General features: G+C 56.8%; 13 protein-coding genes. 9 read left to right on the plus strand and 4 right to left on the minus strand.

Features of this window, described 5'->3' with window-relative positions:
• Nucleotides 1-51: 51 nt before the first annotated feature.
• The gene (gene trxA / locus AC0V61_RS14120) at nucleotides 52-372 is read left to right on the plus strand and encodes a thioredoxin (RefSeq protein ID WP_486158561.1); all 321 of its coding nucleotides are present in this window, start codon (nucleotides 52-54) and stop codon (nucleotides 370-372) included.
• Here trxA and AC0V61_RS14125 read toward each other — a convergent pair.
• The 3 genes from AC0V61_RS14125 to argJ form a co-directional block, all read right to left on the minus strand.
• Nucleotides 369-527, minus strand: a complete 159-nt coding sequence (locus AC0V61_RS14125; RefSeq protein ID WP_486158563.1) for an SEC-C metal-binding domain-containing protein — start codon at nucleotides 525-527, stop codon at nucleotides 369-371. The genes trxA and AC0V61_RS14125 overlap by 4 nt on opposite strands.
• A 190-nt stretch (nucleotides 528-717) precedes the next feature.
• A complete protein-coding gene (locus AC0V61_RS14130) occupies nucleotides 718-1530 on the minus strand; it encodes an inositol monophosphatase family protein (RefSeq protein ID WP_486158565.1) in 813 nt (270 codons plus the stop codon).
• Complete coding sequence (argJ, locus tag AC0V61_RS14135) at nucleotides 1527-2753, minus strand: bifunctional glutamate N-acetyltransferase/amino-acid acetyltransferase ArgJ (protein WP_486158567.1); 1227 nt, start codon at nucleotides 2751-2753, stop codon at nucleotides 1527-1529. The genes AC0V61_RS14130 and argJ overlap by 4 nt, the downstream gene beginning before the upstream one ends.
• 94 nt (nucleotides 2754-2847) lie before the next feature.
• Here argJ and AC0V61_RS14140 point away from each other — a divergent pair, with 94 nt between their 5' ends.
• The 6 genes from AC0V61_RS14140 (at nucleotide 2848) to AC0V61_RS14165 (ending at nucleotide 9223) form a co-directional block, all read left to right on the plus strand.
• Nucleotides 2848-3588 carry a TonB family protein gene (locus AC0V61_RS14140; protein WP_486158569.1) on the plus strand — a complete coding sequence of 247 codons (741 nt, stop codon included), beginning with the start codon at nucleotides 2848-2850 and terminating at the stop codon, nucleotides 3586-3588.
• A gap of 118 nt (nucleotides 3589-3706) precedes the next feature.
• The gene (locus tag AC0V61_RS14145; protein WP_486158571.1) at nucleotides 3707-3991 is read left to right on the plus strand and encodes a hypothetical protein; all 285 of its coding nucleotides are present in this window, start codon (nucleotides 3707-3709) and stop codon (nucleotides 3989-3991) included.
• Nucleotides 3992-4132: 141 nt separating this feature from the next.
• Nucleotides 4133-6904 (plus strand): preprotein translocase subunit SecA, encoded by a 2772-nt coding sequence (gene secA, locus AC0V61_RS14150; protein WP_486158573.1) that lies wholly within the window; start codon nucleotides 4133-4135, stop codon nucleotides 6902-6904.
• A gap of 22 nt (nucleotides 6905-6926) precedes the next feature.
• On the plus strand, nucleotides 6927-7682 hold the full coding sequence (locus AC0V61_RS14155) for a sulfite exporter TauE/SafE family protein (RefSeq protein ID WP_486159566.1): 756 nt from the start codon (nucleotides 6927-6929) through the stop codon (nucleotides 7680-7682).
• 35 nt (nucleotides 7683-7717) lie between these two features.
• Nucleotides 7718-8125, plus strand: coding sequence for an energy transducer TonB (locus AC0V61_RS14160; RefSeq protein ID WP_486158575.1), 408 nt, complete (start codon nucleotides 7718-7720; stop codon nucleotides 8123-8125).
• A 255-nt stretch (nucleotides 8126-8380) separates the two neighbouring features.
• Nucleotides 8381-9223, plus strand: a complete 843-nt coding sequence (locus tag AC0V61_RS14165) for a hypothetical protein (protein ID WP_486158577.1) — start codon at nucleotides 8381-8383, stop codon at nucleotides 9221-9223.
• Nucleotides 9224-9424: 201 nt separating this feature from the next.
• Here the strand turns inward: AC0V61_RS14165 and AC0V61_RS14170 are convergent, their stop codons facing one another.
• A complete protein-coding gene (locus AC0V61_RS14170) occupies nucleotides 9425-11122 on the minus strand; it encodes a bifunctional helix-turn-helix transcriptional regulator/alpha/beta hydrolase (RefSeq protein ID WP_486158579.1) in 1698 nt (565 codons plus the stop codon).
• Between the two features lie 591 nt (nucleotides 11123-11713).
• Here AC0V61_RS14170 and AC0V61_RS14175 point away from each other — a divergent pair.
• Nucleotides 11714-12235: a TonB family protein gene (locus tag AC0V61_RS14175; RefSeq protein WP_486159568.1), complete on the plus strand. Its 522-nt coding sequence runs from the start codon at nucleotides 11714-11716 to the stop codon at nucleotides 12233-12235.
• 222 nt (nucleotides 12236-12457) lie between these two features.
• Nucleotides 12458-17929: an SdrD B-like domain-containing protein gene (locus AC0V61_RS14180; protein WP_486158581.1), complete on the plus strand. Its 5472-nt coding sequence runs from the start codon at nucleotides 12458-12460 to the stop codon at nucleotides 17927-17929.

A 17929-nucleotide genomic window follows, 5' to 3' on the forward strand; every position in this document is an offset into this window, starting at 1 on the left:
AGGCCTTCGCGCCCTACCTCACACACAACACAAGAATAAGGAGTAAGCCCCATGGCCACCGTGAATATCACCGATGAGAGCTTCAAGGCCGATGTGCTTGAAAGCGAAACCCCCGTTCTGGTCGATTTCTGGGCGGAATGGTGTGGCCCATGTAAGATGATCGCGCCTGCCTTGGAAGAAATCAGCGAAGAGCTGGGCGGTGCGGTTACTATCGCGAAAATGGACATCATGGAAAACACTGGCATTCCAGCCGACATGGGCGTCCAGTCAATTCCGTTGATGGTTCTTTTCAAGAATGGTGAGCCGGTTGCACGCAAAGTCGGCGCGGCTCCCAAAAGCCAGCTCAAAGAGTGGATTGAAGGCGAAATTTAAGAATTTGGGGCGCCGCACCGGGCGCCCCATTCTTTACCGCCAATAATTGTCGCGCTCCGCTCCATCGAAAGCGACCAGATTTGAGGCAACACTTCTTGAAAGCTCCGGCCTGATCCACACGGACAAGGATCGTTGCGGCCGAGTTTTTCGACCAATTCCTTATCGCCGTGGACGAAGCGCAGGCCTCGTTTAACGCTGGTTTCAGATGGGAAGCCCTTGCGGCGCTTAGATGTGCGCTCGAAAGCAGGGCAGGTCGGTCATGTCATTGGTCTTGCGAGCCATAATAGCCTCCTGTTGCTTAGCCCAAATATGTAGGGCCCGGCCCCATAGAGCTCACACCCTAGATTAGTCCAGCTTTCCCTGAACACGCGCCGCAAACGCCTCCCACAGATCGGGGCTTGATGCGCCGATCATGCCGGTTCGCTCGTGCTCATCGACGCGGTATTCGCTCCCGTCATATCGTGCCGCTTTTCCGCCCGCTTCGTTGAGCCAGAGAACGCCCGCCGCGTGGTCCCAGGCAAGCGTGCGCTTGAACACAGAGATATCGTTTTCGCCAAGCGCAAGCCGGGGATATTGCTCGGCAGCGCAGCGAGGAATGTCGACCAGACTGTAATGCGGGGCGATCCGCTCATCCATTTGCGCGCGTTCTTCTGCGTCGAGGAACAAGGTGCTGATCCCGGCGATAGGCGGGGTTTGACCTGTTGTCTTGGCGCGGACCCGCTCACCATTGATAAAGGCCCCTTCGCCTTTGCGCGCGTGGCATAGGCGGTCTTTGTTCGGGTCGTAAAGCCAGCCAGCCACTGCTACCCCAGCATCTGCGAGCGCGATGATGATGCCGAACGGCTCTTTGCCCTCGGTGAAGTTGGCGGTGCCGTCCAGCGGGTCGATGATCCAGCAAGCCTCGGAGAGCTTATCCAAGACACTGGGGTCTGCGGCAACCGCCTCCTCTCCAACCACCGCCACATCGGGGGCAAGCCGGGTCAGCGCTTCGGTGAGGAACTGTTCGACTTCGCGGTCGACGATGGTGACGGGATCGTCCACGCCCTTCATCTCAATCTCATCGTCAGCCAGCGCGCGGAAACGTGGCATCATGCTTCGCTCAGCGGCAAAACGCAGGAGGTCACGGATTTCGGCGTCTAGGGCAGAGAATTCGGTCATGATCTGTAATCCGCATTGATCGAGATATAGCCATGGGTGAGGTCGCACGTCCAAACGGTGGCTGAGCCTGCACCCATTCCTAACTCCACAGCGAGGTCGATTTCCTGTCCCTTGAGGTGCTCAGCCACTGGCGCCTCGTCATAGTCCTCAACCGGCAAACCATCGCGCGCTGCCCAAACCCCTCCAAAGGCGATGGAGAGCTTGTCGCGGTCAGCCGGTTCGCCTGCTTTGCCGACGGCCATCACGACCCGGCCCCAATTGGCGTCTTCGCCTGCAATCGCCGTTTTCACCAGCGGTGAGTTGGCAACCGCAAGGCCCACCCGGCGCGCGCTGTCGTCGCTGACCGCGCCTGAGACGCGGATGGTGATGAATTTGGAGGCTCCTTCGCCGTCCCGCACCACGGCCTGAGCGAGCTGGCGGCACACATCGGCAAGGGCGGCAGCAAAGGCGTCTGCGCCCGGACTGTCCCATCCAGTGATTTTGGCATTGCCCGCCTTGCCCGTGGCGAAGACTAGCACTGTGTCGCTGGTCGAGGTGTCGCCGTCCACGGTGATGCAGGAGAAAGTCTGAAGGTTGGCAGAGCTCAAGAGCTCTTGCAGGAACGCTGGCTCGACATCGGCATCGGTGAAGATATAGCCCAGCATGGTCGCCATATCGGGCGCGATCATGCCCGAGCCTTTGATAATCCCGCACAGCTCCACGCGAGTGCTGCCCAGCATCGCCGAAGCGTGTGCGCCCTTGTTGAAGGTGTCGGTCGTGTTGATTGTGGCCGCAGTATCCTCCCACCCACACGGTTCAGCGCTCAACGCCGCAGCGACGCCTTCGCGCGCCTTATCCTTGGGAAGGGGGACGCCGATCACGCCAGTTGAGGAAACAAGCACTTCACTTGGTCCGCACCCAAGCCCCTCAGAGACCTGCGCCTGAATAGCCTCAACAGCCTCTGCCCCGCGATAGCCGGTAAAGGCGTTCGAATTGCCAGCATTGACGATTAACGCGCGCGCCGTGCCGGATTTGACCTGCTCACGGCCTAGCTCAACTTCGGTGGAAGCACACGCGCTTTGGGTGAAAACGCCCGCTACGCTCGTGCCCTCGGCAAGTTCAACAAAGGTCAGATCGCAGCGGTCCCAGTCCTTATACTGAGCACGCGCCACGCGCAGGGTCACGCCATCAATCGCTGGCATATCGGGAAAGGGCAGGGCGAGGGGAGAGGTCTCAAGGTCCATAATGCGAAGGGCCCTAGTGGTCTTTTTGTGCAGCTGCAATTGCTAGGCGTGGGGCGAGGGGGTAGGCTGAGCGTCAGTTTAGGAGAGCGCCCCCGTGAAATTTGTTTACTCCACCGTCTTGGCATCACTTTTCTTCACAGGGACCGCAAGCGCGCAGCAGTCGGCGGCCGCAGAGGCTGCTCAGGACGCTGCGAAGGCGGTAGCGGCGGCGGCAGCAGAGGAGCGACAAATCCCGCCACCGGCTCCACCGATCGAAGTAGTTCCAGCAATTTCGCCGCCTCCCGCTCCGATGGAGACTTCATCTAATCCAGCACCGAAGAGCTGGCGGCTAAGTCGTGGTCAACCCATTGACTATCCTCCAAGTTCGTGGGCAGCGGATGAAGAGGGTGTGGTCAATTTTCGGGTGCAGCTGGATTATGATGGCAAGGTTACCTCATGCGAGATTGCCAAAAGCTCAGGGTTTCCGACCTTGGATGCAAAGACCTGCGAAATTCAGAAGGAGCGCGGCGAATATTATCTGGATCGTGATGAGAGCGGCGAACCCATTGAGGCCACTTATGAAGGGCAACAAGTATGGGAGAAGCGGGAGCATGAATTCCCGGGCACTTCCGCCATCGAAGTCACGTTCGACGTACTGGAAACTGGGGAGACAACCAATTGCGAGTTTGTTGAGGTAAGCGGTGAAATCTCACAGCGCACCCGCGACCAATTAGAGAGGCGGCCTTGTCCCTTTAGTAGCCGAAATGGTCGCAACATATACCGCGATGAAAATGGTGTCCCTGTGCCAAAGACGGTGAGTTTCAGGGTTGAAGTGACGGTTGAAGACCCCGAGTAACCTCCGGGGCACAGGCCACGCGCTCACCAAATATTCACCATAAGTGGGCAAAGGACATGTGTAACCGCCAGCAAGGCGGTGGACGAACACATCTGAAATGCCTATTTGCAAGGTCCCTATGGTCAAACGCCATCTCTTGACGCTCTTCGTGCTGCTTAGCGGGCTTACCGCTTTGCAAGCGCCTGTGCATGCGTCTGGGGCGGAAACTGTGGCGGCGCAGACCCGTGCGTTTGCGGGTGGTTGCGAGGCGGTTGAGGCGGCACATGAGCTGTGCGCTTTTGTTGCCGAGGCGCGTGCAGAGGCGACGGGTCGGGTCGATGAGGCACGGCCAAATTACGATGCTGTGCCATGGGAGGCGTTCAATGCGCCTTACGTTTTCGGGGTGGAACGCGCGCTTGAATAGCGCCCGCTGATCCAATTTCCTTTCTTTGACCGCAGCTCGATTGGGTGCGGCGTACCTTTCATAAAATTCAGTTTGCACAAGGCGGTTTATGCAATCGCCATTTTGCGCAAAAACGTATATTTACAAGGCTTTGTCAGTCCTATGTTCAATTCAGTGGTAAAATCGGTCTTCGGCTCATCCAACGACCGCTACGTCAAGAAAATCCGCAAAGTCGTCGACAAAATCAACGCTTTGGAGCCTATGATCGAAGGCCTCTCTGACGAGGCTTTGAAGGCGCAAACCAACAAGTTCCGTGATCAGATCGATGCAGGCACCAGCCTCGATGATATCCTGCCCGAAGCCTTTGCCACTGTGCGTGAGGCATCAAAGCGCGTTTTTGGAATGCGTCACTTTGACGTGCAGATGATCGGCGGCATCGTACTTCAACGCGGTGAAATCGCGGAGATGCGCACCGGTGAGGGTAAAACGCTGATGGCGACGCTTGCGTGTTACCTGAACGCGCTTGATGGCAAGGGCGTCCACGTCATCACGGTCAACGATTACCTCGCGCGCCGCGATGCCGAGTGGATGGGTCAGCTTTACACTTGGCTTGGCCTAACAGTTGGCGTCATTGTCCCCAATATGATGGAGATGGATAAGCGCGACGCTTACAACGCCGACATCACGTATGGCACAAACAACGAATTCGGCTTTGACTACCTGCGCGACAACATGAAGCATGAGCGCGCTCAAATGGTGCAGCGTCCGTTCAACTACGCGATTGTCGATGAGGTGGACTCGATCCTTATCGATGAGGCGCGGACGCCGCTGATTATCTCAGGGCCGACTGAGGACAAATCCGACCTTTATGTAAAGCTCGACGCGGTTGCCAAAGAGATCCCTGAGGATTGGTATGAAAAGGACGAGAAGACCAAGAACATTCAACTAAATGAAGATGGTCTTGATAAGGTCGAAGAGATGCTCATCGAAAAGGGGCTCCTGGAGACAGAGAACCTCTACGATGTTGAGAACACGCAAGTGGTCCATCACCTCGATCAAGCTCTCAAAGCCGTCCACATGTTCAAGCGCGATGACCACTATATCGTGAAGGACGACAAGGTTGTGATCATTGATGAGTTCACCGGCCGGATGATGGACGGGCGGCGCTGGTCGAACGGTCTGCACCAGGCGGTGGAGGCCAAGGAAGGCGTCAAGATCGAGCCTGAGAACCAGACGATGGCCTCGATCACCTTCCAGAACTACTTCCGCATGTATCCGAAACTTGCCGGAATGACCGGTACGGCGGCGACTGAGGCGGCCGAATTCTGGGACATTTACAAGGTCAATGTGGTTGAGATCCCAACCAATCTTCCTGTCGCTCGGATCGATGAGGATGATGAGTTCTACAAGAACACGATGGACAAGTTCCAAGCGATTGCAAAAGCGATCCGCGAGAAGAATGAGATCGGTCAGCCCATCCTTGTGGGTACAGTTTCGATTGAGAAATCTGAGCTCCTTTCAAAATTCCTCGACGAAGAGGGTGTGCAGCACGAGGTCCTTAACGCACGCCAGCATGAGCGTGAGGCGCATATTGTGGCGCAAGCGGGCCGGATTGGCGCGGTGACGATCGCAACCAATATGGCAGGGCGCGGGACCGACATTCAGCTTGGCGGCAACCTTGATTTCCGCCTCGATGATGAAGTCGGCGAAATGGAAGATGGCCCAGCCAAGGACGCGGCCATCGCCAAGATCAAAGAAGAGGTCGCGGCTGAAAAAGCCAAGGTTCTGGAAGCAGGCGGGCTCTTCGTGCTTGGCACAGAGCGCCATGAAAGCCGCCGGATCGACAACCAGCTGCGCGGTCGTTCGGGCCGTCAGGGTGACCCGGGCCTTTCACGCTTTTACCTGTGCCTTGAGGATGACCTCCTGCGCATCTTTGGCCCCGATACTTTGTTCGCAAAGATGATGAACTCCAATCTTGAAGATGGTGAGGCCATCGGTTCGAAGTGGCTGTCGAAAGCCATTGAAACCGCTCAGAAAAAGGTTGAGGGCCGCAATTACGATACGCGTAAACAAGTCGTCCAATACGATGATGTGATGAATGACCAACGTAAGGTCATTTATGAGCAGCGCGGCGAAATCATGGAGAGCGAAACCGTCGATGACGTGGTTGTCGATATGCGCCATGATACGCTTGCTGCGATCATCTACGGCAATTGCCCTGCTGGCTCTTATCCAGAACAATGGAATGTGCAGGGCCTCAAGGACAAGCTGGAGGAAGTCTTTGGCATCACTCCACCAATCGACGAGTGGCTCGAAGAAGACGAGGTTGAGCAAGAGATCATCCAAGAGCGTATTAAAGCGCAAACCGATGAGATGATGGACACCAAAATCGCAAAGACTGATCCTGCCATCTGGCGCTTGGTCGAAAAGCAGGTGCTGCTTGAAAAGCTCGATTTCCATTGGAAAGAACACCTCGCAACGCTGGATGCGCTGCGTCAGGTTATCTGGATGCGCGGTGTGGCTCAAAAACAGCCGATCAATGAGTATAAGCAGGAGGCGTTTGGCCTGTTTGAAAGCATGCTCGACACGCTGCGTGAGGATGTGACCAAAGTTCTTTTGAAATCTGAACTTCGCATCCAACAACCAGAGCCAGAGGCACTGCCTGATCTGCCCGATTTCCTGACCAGTCATATTGATCCGCTCACCGGGCTCGACAATTCGAACGATGGCGATGGGTCAGAAAACCGCCCGGATATGATCGGTTCACTCGCGCCGTCAACGCGCGCCGAGGCAGGCACCGGCGGGGCGATCACTGAAAACCCCTATGCGCATTTGAACCTTAGCCGTAATGCAACGTGCCCTTGTGGTTCGGGCAAGAAGTACAAGCATTGCCACGGTGCAGCGGGCGTTCCCCCGGTCGCTGCTCCTGTTTAAAACGAGCGATTAGGCTGTGCCGCTGATCCTACTTTTAGCGGTCGGGTTTTTCCTAACTGCGCTGCTTTATGCCAGCGTAGGGTTTGGCGGCGGTTCGACGTATTCGGCGCTTTTGGCGCTGGCAGGCACCGACCACCGCGTGCTGCCGCTTATTGCGCTTGCGTGCAATATTGTGGTTGTTGCAGGCGCGAGCGTGCGCTTTGCAAGGGCAGGGGTAACCCCGTGGAAGGGCGCATTTGTGCTAACCGCCTTGGCAGCACCGGCTGCGTTCTTGGGCGGACTGGTGCCAATAGACCGCACAAGTTTTCTGTTGCTCTTGGGCGCCAGTTTGGTGCTGACAGCGCTCACTATGTTGATCCCGGTCCGGGAGGGTACAAGCGAGGATACGGGGGAGGGCGCTCCAAACAGGTGGGTGAAAGCTATGCCCTTTGTGGCCGCTCCTATCGGGTTTCTTGCAGGGCTAGTGGGCATTGGCGGCGGCATATTCCTAGCCCCTCTGCTGCATTTGACCCGGTGGAACGGTGCACGCGAGATCGCTGCGACTGCCAGTCTGTTTATCCTCGTGAACTCGATGTTCGGTCTTGCAGGACAACTCGCGAAAAACGGCCCCTCAATGTTCGCAGGCGCAATGGTGGAGGCTCTGCCGCTGCTGCTTGCCGTAGTGGTCGGCGGGCAAATCGGCAGCCTAATGGCGGTGCGCGTACTTCCGGTGAAGTGGATTAGGTGGCTCACGGCGGCGCTTGTGTTTATTGTAGGAGTGCGGTTGCTGGGGCTTTAGTCTAGGTGTTCTGTCATCGTGGGACGGGTGTATTTATGATGAGATATCTTTTGGCCGCCATCCTCTGGGCGACCCCGCTTTGTGTTAGCGCTGCCCAGATCGACGAGGCTGATGACACCCAGCAAGCGCGAGAGGTCAATGACCGCGCCAGAGGTGCTGTACCCGTTAACCGATTGCGCTGGGCCAAGAAGATACTACGCGATTATCCGAAGGCGGCGCGCAAAGCTGCGCTTTTTGGTTCCGTTGGTCTAACCGTGCGGGTTAATGAGAAGGGGCGCGTCATTCAGTGCACTGTCACCAGCACAAGCGGGCATGATACTCTCGATGCAGCCGCCTGCGAAGGCATGATACGCCACGCAAGGTTCAGTCCTGCGAGAGATACAAATGGTGACAAGGCAATTGGCAACTACAGCACGCGAATCACGTATCAACCAAACGGATAGCGGCATTATTCTGCGCTGATCCTCGAAAAACTCGTCGATGCTTGGGCTATCAATGCCTCGCGATAATTGTGATGCACATCACATATCAGCGAGAAACCTCTGACTTTCCGCAAAATTACGGACCGATTATCCCGCCCCTTATACCACATGGGATATGCCAAAGTGCGCGTCCCACCAATAGTTCGATCCTCGTTGTCAATCAGGCCGGTCAGCCATGGGGGCAGAGCCGACCAATCAACGAAGGATCGAAGTTACATGAAAAACCTTATATGCACTTTTGTGGGCACCTCGCTTGCGCTTGGCACTCTTGCCTATGCTGATCCCGCGTCTGCTCAATTCCGCGGGCTTCGCGACGCTGTGCGCGATGTCAAGAAAACCACTGATGATGCCAAGGACGTCGCCGAGGCGGCAGAAGATGTGGCCGAAACGGTCACAGGCAATCGCACAACCCGGCGTTCGCGTGGCGGCTTTGCCAACCGTGGCAGCACATCAAACAGCCCGCGTACCGCAAGAGCGCCGGGCCATGCAGGTGTCGCAGGCGCCGCTCCAGCGAATTTCTCAAGTCAGCTTTCCTGCGCCAGTCTTGGGCTTGGCAATGCTTTTGTTGCGCGCGCTGGCAACTACACCTTTAGCAAAGGCATCAAGACCGAAGAGCGCAGTGGTCTTATTGAGCGTCGTAATGTCACACCGACAAACGGTTGTATGTTTGAGGGGCTTGGCGTTGGCGATGTGCTTTATGTTGAATTTGACAAGAGCCGCTTCAAAGAACGCGATTACGACATGCAGTGCGTATCGTTTGACGGCAGCGAGCAGTTGACCCGTGCAACCCGGCCTCCGGTGAACAACTACAAAGGCAAAGATGTGATGCTGCACACCGGTCACTCTTTGGGCTACACGCCGACCGCATCGGGCAGCAATTCATCGCGTTCTGGCGCGTATGACAAATATCTCGACGGGCGCGGGCGTGCGATGGCGACGGTCAACTTTGGTTCGCTTCACACCGATAAAAGCGGAACCGACTTCTTCTGCCAGTGGTACAGCGAAAGCACAGGCAAAAGCGCATTTGCCCTGACCTTCCGCCGCGGTCCATCGGGCTAACTCAACCAAGAATTGCAAAGCTTTACTGAATTGCAAGCGGCTCAGTGGCGCGGCTTGCAAGCTGCGATGGCCTTATCTTCATCCGCTTTGCGATCCTCAGCCTTGAGGTAAGGCCGTCGCAGCGAAACATTTGCGGGTTAGGGCCCGATCAAGACGCGTGACTGATGTGTGGGGGCAGCCCGCATCAGGCTCGCGTCTTTTTCATGAAGAGCGGATGAAATCCGCGAGCCTCGGGATGATTAGGTGCGGCTTTTGATAAAGCGCCAGATGGCCGGCGCTTTCAATGACCTCAACGTTGAGATCGAGGGATTTTTCATCCTCAAACGTGCTTAATAGCTCCGGCGTAAAGGACAGGTTCTTCTCCCCAACGAGGTTGAGCACAGGGCATGGCATATCGCTGATCAGCTCTTGCCAATCGAGTGAGGCGAGGGTGATCTCATGGCTGAATCCGGTAAAGCCATGTGCTGTGATATGGCTGTGGGTGCGGCGGAAGCGGCGCTGAATTTCCGGATTTTTGATGGTCTCCAAATCAACGGGGTTCTTTTGCAGGAACACTTGGAGGAATTCGAAGTCTTGGCCTGAATCAACCACGCGCAGCATTGAGCTCATCACGAGCCCAGCAATTTTGGGCAGATGGCGGTGGACGTGAAACCGCAGGCGCTCTGCCGGGTTGAGCATCTTCACATGCGCCCCCGAATTGACCGGGATGATGCCGTTTACATTCACCACATGCGAAATGCGCGAGGGCAAATGGGTGCCAAGCGCGTAGGCAAACATCGAGGATGTAATATGCCCCATGACCGCTACGCGTTCGGTCCCAATGTGATCAAGCAGGGCAGCAATATCGCTCGCATAGTCAACGAAACGCTCCTTTGTGGGACCACCGCAGCTATCGGTGCTTCCCATGTTTGGCCGCCATGGAATGATAAAGCGCAGTCTGCTTTTAGCCATGGCTGCGACCATATCATCGGTTATCGCTGAACCGCCGAGAAGCGAGGGGAGGTAGAGGACAGGCGTATCGCCGGGCGCTCCGACCATTTCGTACTCAAGTTTTCGCCCATCAGGCAGGTCAATTGCCAAAATTGGTGCGCAGGTGTTGTCGTCTTCCAATGCAGGAACGGCGCCGCTTGCCCCGACATATCCGTCATATTTGACGACGCCGGAATACAGACAAACCAACTCCGTTTGTGAGCGCAGTTCCAGCTTGGCGAGCAATTGCTTCATCTGCTGGCGCACTGTGCCAACAGATCGCCCCCGCCTTTCAGCAATAGCGCCCAAAGATATGCCGTTCACAAGGCCCTTGGTTATGTCCATCTCGGCCTGTGTAAGCCCAAAAAGCGATTGGAAATGCGCAGCTTTTTCAGGCAGCCAATTGATTTTGGCCAATTCAAGATATCCAAGAGCGCCGTCCGCGAGTTGATCTACGCGCATCATGGCGACGTGAAGCGGGTCGTCCGCATCGCTTGCATAAAGGCCAAACAGCGAGATGACTTTGTTTTCAGAAAAACTCTCTATCTTGCTAAGATTGTTGAGGAAGTTTTTATGCTGGCCGCGTTCAAAGAGCGCTTCGGAAACAAACTCCCCCGCTTCAAAACCGAAGGTATCGCGGGCCGGAGTGTTGGCGACAACCACACGGCCTTCACGGTCGACCAAAGCTGCAGGCGTTTCGCTTGCCTCGATCACCTTAAAGGAGAATGCAACGCTGTCCTTTTGACGGCCCGAAAGATCAAGCAGGCTCAGCGCATTGCTAAAATGATCTTCTAATGCCTCAAGTTCCGCGGTGATTACGGCTTGGCTTTGCGCATCTTGAGCCGCTGCCTCGTCTTGCTCCAACAGCTCTTCAAGGCGGCGTTTGAGACTTGCGAAAAGATCAAGATAACGCTGTTCACCGATTGCCATGCAATATGCAAACTTGACGATTTCCTCGTCTGCTTGAGATCTTTGCACGGTTAACACTGACCTGAATCGAAGGTGACAAGAGCCCGATGGGGCTAGCGGTTTTTAACACCGCTCCGCGCCGTGTCTAACGCAAACTTCGCAAGTTCGGCGGCAAAATCTGCCAAACATGGACCCAATCCGGGCGAGGCGTTTTCTTTAATGCAATAGGTCAAAGGTTCGCATATCTTGTTTGGATCGATATGGGAGCGAACATGCAGGCGACTGACACGAAATCCACGCGGGTGAAATTTTCCCGTTTTCTCCGAATACCCCTGTACTTTGCGGTCGCTGTTTCAGTAGCGGCCTCGGCAGGTACTGCGCACGCGCAGGAAGGATCAACGGTGAGCGAGAACGCCGCTGATTATCCAATCGCCTCGCCCAAGCCTACACCAGAACAGGCGTTGCAAACGGTGCCAATTTCGCCGCCGGAACCTTCTCCCATCGTGCGAAGACCCCCTACAACTGCGCCCCCTCTCTGGCTCGCGGCGTGACAGAGCGTAACGTTGGTCGTTGGGCGGCCAGAATACAGGAAAACTACCCCCTTGGTCACTTTTGCTGGCGCAAGAGGGAAGCGTGGGCGTGTGGATCGACGTCTTGCCGAACGGGCGAGTTGGGCGCTGCAGGGTCACAATGTCGAGCGGACATTGGCAACTCGACGAGGGCGCCTGCAAAAGCATGACGCGGTATGCACGCTTCAACCCTGCGCTCGACCGGGAGGGTAATCCAACCAACGGGACTTACAGCACGCGAATAACCTACGCGTTTGTTCCAAGTGTGCTTGCATCGAGCAAACCCGTTGCAAAGGCGCGTGATGAGGACGTGTGGTTGGGACAGATTATAGACGAATTGGCCCTAACCACAGATTGGAAGGGGCGGGTTGGTTACCTGGTGGCTGTTGGGCCCGATGGCCTTGCAAGTAAATGCGAGATAAGCAGATCCAGCGATATAAGAGAGGTCGACTTCAAAGTCTGTGAGCTTGTTGAGCGATATGCCCGGTTCGACGCCAGCGATGCGACGGCAACAGATAAAACCCCGGTCGCCCACTATCGAGGGACTGTCGAGCTTAGCGACTAAAGGAGAATAGCTCCGAGTTGGCGGAAGCCTTTCGTCTCGTAAGGGACTGTAAGATAACGTGAAAATGCATTACGCCTTGGATGGCCTGAGGCGCCCTAAGGAAGAGCCGATATGCCGCAGTTAATCTCCTGAAAATAGGGGATAATAGCGGTGAGCTGCGCCCTATTCTCACACTTTAGCCTTCTACGCCCCTGGTCGCAAATATGACTCAGGAGAAGGCGGTTGAGCCGTTCCAAAATTTCCACTTGGCCAAAGACTTCCGCGCGTGTGTGGGCAAGGATCCTGCTTGCAGCGACGGCGATCGGTTCGGGTTCGGCGGTTTTGGCGGCTCCGCCTCTTATCATCAATGATGTGGCCGCCCCTTCGACCCAAGGCTCGGGCCAAGGCGAACGGGCAGTTTGGACGAACGCGGGCACGGTAGGCGGGCAAGCAGTTGATATCGTTGGGGTGGTGGTTACCGCAAGCATTGACCATCAATGGTCGACCACCGCCAACCGCCCCTCGATTGTCTCGGGCGGTCAGGACCAGATATTCATCCAGTGGTTCATTTATGAGGCTGGCACGTACAACATTTCGACCGATTCCGGCGGCGTCCCGGTGCTGGCTGATATTCATGTGCAGATTAATGATGTTGATGGCCCTAGCAATGAGGAAGTCTATTTCCCTGTCTGTCAGGGCGACATCCAAAGTGTTCGGATTGATCGCAACGCGACAACAGGCCGCACCTTTGGGACGGTGGCGGGCCGCCCTGAAACACTCTCTTTGATCGGCGACCAGAATTACAACAACGAGCCAGAATCAGGGATCGAGATTATCCTGCCAGATCGCCCGTCTTTTGAGATGGGTCGCACAGCAAACAACGGGTTTTTGATCCGCCTCGACAATCCGACCTACTCGGAATTCAACACTCTCGATTTCTCCTGTGCTGACTTCACCACCCCAACCGCTGTTGATGATAGCCAAGAGGGCACACCAGGTGTGAACACCTCGATTGCCATCTTGCGCAATGATTCCGCAGCAACGGACAACAACAATCCACCCAACAACAACTCTATGGTCGAAAGCGAGGCGGCGCGTGCCTCGGTCAATCTGATCCCGCCTGGAACTGCGACGAATATTAGCCTCGACGTGGATGGAGATGTCGCAAGCTTCATCGTGCCGGGGGAAGGGACATGGAGCTATGATGAGGGCACAGGCGAGGTGACCTTTACGCCCGATCCCAGCTTTGTGGGAGAGGCAACCCAGATTGAATATGAGTACACCAACGGCGTTGGCGTTACCTCAAACCGGGCGACGGTCACGGTGTGGTATCCAGGGCTCGGCCTTCTCAAGAGCTCGACTTTCAATGACGAGAGCGCCGATGGCTTTGCGCAAGTGGGTGAGACGATCACGTACAGCTATGAGGCGCGTGCCTATGGCATGGAATCGCTTGGCAATATCAACCTTTTGGAAACCGGGTTTACCGGTAATGGCACAGCGCCCATGCCGATGTTCCAGGGCGGGGATGCCAATGGGGACAGCCGCCTCGATCTGGGTGAAGTGTGGACGTACACAGCGACCTATGCGCTGGTGCAAGATGACATTCCGGGAACGGTTCAAAACAGCGCAACGGTAACAGGGCAGACCGCTGGCGGGACGGTGGTCAATGATGTGTCGGATTCTAGCAATCCGGGCGATGGCAATAACACCGCTACCTCTTCGCCGGGGCCGGGAAATGATGACCCGACTACGACCACACCGCCAAGCACTCCGATAGATGCCGATGATGATGGGCAATCTGGCACCATCTTCACAAACCTTGGTGCAGCGAATGCGTTCAATGTTCTCGATAATGACACGTTTGACAGCGCACCGGCCAGTCTTACCGACGTAACACTGGTTGTCACTGCGCCAGCGTCCGATCCCGGTGTCACCTTGGATACGGCCAGCGGGGAGGTTTCGGTCGCGCCCGGAACGCCGGCTGGCACATACACCATCGATTACGACATCTGCGAGATTGGCAATCCGAACAACTGTTCCAGCGCGCGGGCAACCGTTGTCGTCTCCGCGATCAATTCGATCAATGCCGTCGCCGACATGCCGGGCTCGGTCACTTCCTCCACGGGCGGGGTGAACATTATCAATGTTCTTACCAATGACGAATTGGCCATGGCTCCTGCCAACGCTGCTGTGGTCGATATTTCTGTCCTGACACCGGCCTCTGATCCGGGCGTTACTCTGGATACGGCAACGGGCGAGGTTTCGGTCGCGCCCGGAACGTCGCCGGGCAACTACACAATCGCCTATCAAATCTGCGAAAGCGCAAACCCGATGAACTGCTCTGATGCGGTTGTGACGGTTGTGGTTGATCCCAACCCGATTAGCGCCTTGCCCGATACGCCTGCGGCAGTGATTGGCGCGAGCGGCAGAGATGACGTTGTAAACGCCTTTGCCAACGATCGGCTGAACAATGCGGCATTCGATCCGGCCGACATCAATGCAAGCGTTACCGCGCCTGCAACGCCTGCCTCTCCCGGTGCCCCGGTGCCCGTTCTGGACACCGCAACAGGGCTTGTCGATGTGCCAGCCGGAACGCCTGCGGACATTTACACAATCGGCTATCAGATTTGCGAGGCAATTGACCCTGACAATTGCGCCTCATCCAGCATCACCATCGAAGTCACTCCTGCGCCCATTGTGGCAGATCCTGACAATGCGCCAACGGTGACCGCGGGCGCTGGCAATCCCAATGCGATCAACGCCTACGACAATGATGAGTTGAACAACGCGGCCCTCGACCCGGCTGATATCATCGGCAGCGTGCTGACACCGGCTACACCAGCAAGCCCCGGTGCGCCTGTCCCGCAGCTTGATCCGGCAACCGGCATTGTCTCGGTCGCGCCCGGCGTTCCAGCAGGGACTTACACGATCACCTATCAGATTTGTGAGAGGCTGAACCCCACCAATTGCATGTCGAACACTATCACGGTGACGGTCTCTAACGCGCCGATCATCGCAGACCCTGACACGCCCCCTGTGACCAATGGAGCCACTGGCGGCTCTGGCATCATAAACGTGTTTGACAATGACCGGTTGAATGGCGCGATGCTGGACCCGGCTGATGTGACGGCAATAGTGTTAGCCCCTGCCGACCCGGCAACACCTGGCGCGGCGGTGCCAGTTCTGGATCCCGCAACAGGACTTGTGGATGTGGCTGCTGGCACTCCGGCGGATACCTACATCATCCGTTATGAGATTTGCGAGAATGCAAACTCCATCAACTGCGCATCGAACGTTGTAACGGTCGAGGTCTCCGCTTCGCCAATTAATGCACAGCCAGACGCGCCGCCCCCTGCCAATGGAGCCGTGGGTAATAGCGCGCTCATCAATGCTCTCGATAACGATACGCTGAACGCTGTTTCGGTTGATCGCGCCGATATCATTCTCACTGTAACGGCACCGGCACCGGCACCGCCCAGCTCGCCGGGCGCGCCTGTCCCTGCGCTCGACCCGGCAACGGGGATCGTTGACCTGCCCGCAGGCACACCAGCCGGCACTTACGTCATCAGCTACCGGATTTGCGAGGCTCTTAACCCGGGCAATTGCGCTGACACTACGATCACTCTCGAAGTGACCGGTTCCTCCATCATCACGCAGCCTGACATGCCTGACCCCGTTAGCGGCGATTTGGGCGGTGAGGATATTATCAACGCCTTTGCCAATGACACGGTGAACGACCAGCCGGTTGATTTGACCTCCGTTACTGCGACAGTAACTTCGCCTGCTACCCCCGTCACACCGGATGCGCCAACTCCTGTTCTCGACCCAGCCACCGGCTTCGTCAACGTACCGCCGGGCACGCCAGCTGGCACATATGAAATCACCTATCAGCTGTGCGAGGATTTGAACCCGGACAACTGTGCGACCGGCACTGTGACTGTCACGGTTGAGCCGCCGGAACTGGTTGCACTCGGCGAGACGCTGGACCCCGTCCGCAATGGCGTTGGCAGCGAGAATGCGGGCAATGTCCTTGCCAATGACACCCTTGGCGGTGGTCCGATTGATCCGTCAGACATAACGCTCACCCTTGTCACACCGCCCGCCGATCCCGGCATCACTTTGGACACAGACACCGGTATTGTCGCAGTCGCGCCGGAAACGCCTCCGGGCACCTACACGATCACTTACGAGGTTTGCGAGAACCTCAACCCTGACAATTGCGCAGTCGGCACCGCGACTATCGTGGTTCAAGAACCGACCGGCTCGATCGCGGGCAATGTCTTCACCGATCAAAACGTCAATGACGTGCAAGATGGCGGCGACACCCCGCGCGAAGGTTTCATCGTTGAGGTCGTGCGCGATGGCGAAATGGTCGCCTCCACAACAACCAAGGCCGACGGCAGCTATGTAGTCGACGATGTGCTTTCGGGTGAGGGTTATTCCATCGTCTTCAGGCAGGCTGACAGCGGCACCGTCTACGACGTCATCGGCGATATCACCGTCCGGGTCGCAGCGACCACACAAGATGTGAACCTGCCGATTGACCCCTCCGGCATCCTCTACAATTCGATCACCCGCGAACCTCTTGCAGGCGTTGCCATCGCATTGGTTGATGCCGATGGTGACCGCTTGCCGGCGGTCTGCTTTATCGACGCATCGCAGGCTGATCAGGTCACAAGTCCGCTTGGCGAATATCAGTTTGATATCGTGCCGGGCGCGGCTCCTCAGTGTCCAACGAATGAAGCCGTCTATGGGATTACGATTACCCCACCTTCAGGCTTCAGCGCGCCTTCAAGCGTGATTGCGCCGCTCGATGGGCCGTTTGACCCCACCGGGCTCACAGCGTCGGTGCGGATCAACCCAGATGCGAGCGCGCCAACAATCGCAAATCCGCCGTATCATCTGAGCTTTAGGCTGGAGGCAGGCGATCCCGATGTGATCTTCAACCACATCCCGCTTGACCCGTTCCTAAGCCGCAATCCGCTGGTGGTCACCAAAACCAGCACACGGCGCACCGCCAATGTCGGCGATATCGTCCCTTACGAAATCACCGTTCGCAATCAGGAAGCCGCTCAGCGTGCAGATGTGGATGTGGTCGATGTGCTGCCATCAGGCATGCGCTATATCGCTGGCTCTGCCTTTGTGAATGGTGTCGCGACCGAGCCTGAGACCGACAATGCAGGCCGCCAGCTTGTGTGGCGCGATCAGTTGGTCCCGGCAAATGGCTCAGTCACCTATTCGCTTTCTCTCGTAATCGGGGCAGGGGTCAGCACGGGCGAGAAGGTGAACACCGGCCTTGCCGAAGAAGGCATCAATGGCGATGTAATCTCGAACCGGGGCACGGCCGTTGTTCAGATCGTGCCAAGCTCGGTCTTCGATTGCTCTGAGCTGATCGGCAAGGTCTTCGAGGACGCCAACCGCAATGGCTACCAAGACGAAGGCGAACCCGGCGTTCCCGGAGCGCGGCTTGCGACGGTCAACGGCCAGCTTGTCACCACGGACGAATTTGGCCGCTACCACATTGCTTGCGCTGCGGTTCCCAATGCTCGGATCGGGTCGAACTATGTGCTCAAACTCGATGTGCGCACGCTCCCGCTTGGCTGGGATGTGACCACCGGCAACCCGCGCTCCATCCGGCTGACGCGGGGCAAATTTGGTGAGCTCAACTTCGGCGTTGCCGCCTCTCGTTCTGGCCGCTCGCAAGGAGGGGAGTGA

It is taken from the genome of Erythrobacter sp. JB1-4, assembly GCF_057365025.1.